We start from the raw sequence: 675 nt of genomic DNA on the forward strand, positions 1-675 counted from the left end.
GCTGAAGTGTGCATCGCTCGTATTTCGCTTACGGTTTTCTCAACGTAAGTAGGTGTACTTGGATCTCCTGAACCTCCACAATCTTGACGAGTTTCAGTAAAGTTCACATCAGTTACATCTCTCATTATGAGTTGAATAGTAGAGTTATGGACAGCCATTATCCCAGTGATTGTGCCTTTTTTATCGTTAACATTTTCATTTGCAAAACTTGCTTGATTTCGGGTGAAAATGGTCAAAGCATTAGTACAGTCGGTAGTAATCTCTTTTGCTCCATTGTAGGTAGTTGATGTTGCTGTAAATTGAGCATTTTCAATACGCACCAATTGGCTTTCGTAGTTTCCTGTCAAAGCATCTGCAATAGTGATTGTTTTCGGAGTAGGAGCTACCGCGCTGGTGTTTACATTAATAATGTTCCCCACCTTGAGTCCTTCAATTTGTAATAATTCATTGTATTTTTTCAGTTTAGTACCTTTTAGGTTCAACTCTAATTCAGTACCCAACGCATGGTGGTGTTCTGAAGCGAATCGCAAAGCAATACCAGCTGTGTTGTCTTGAACAAAAGCGTTAGACACTCCCACATTTTTTGCTCCCTTGTCAGAGGTAACAATCACTTTGATTTTGAAGTCTTCTGTAATATCTACATTTGCTGAAGTGTGCATCGCTCGTATTTCGCTT

Annotated in this window: 1 protein-coding gene; it reads right to left on the reverse strand. The window is 39.4% G+C overall.

What is annotated here, in order from left to right; genetic code table 11:
• Nucleotides 1-659, reverse strand: a 659-nt coding sequence (locus tag CCAND38_RS02155) for a DUF5689 domain-containing protein (RefSeq protein WP_042343504.1), incomplete at its 3' end; no start/stop codon positions are given.
• Between the last annotated feature and the right edge of the window lie 16 nt (nucleotides 660-675).

The organism is Capnocytophaga canis, from assembly GCF_000827555.1.
GTDB classification, from domain to species: domain Bacteria; phylum Bacteroidota; class Bacteroidia; order Flavobacteriales; family Flavobacteriaceae; genus Capnocytophaga; species Capnocytophaga canis.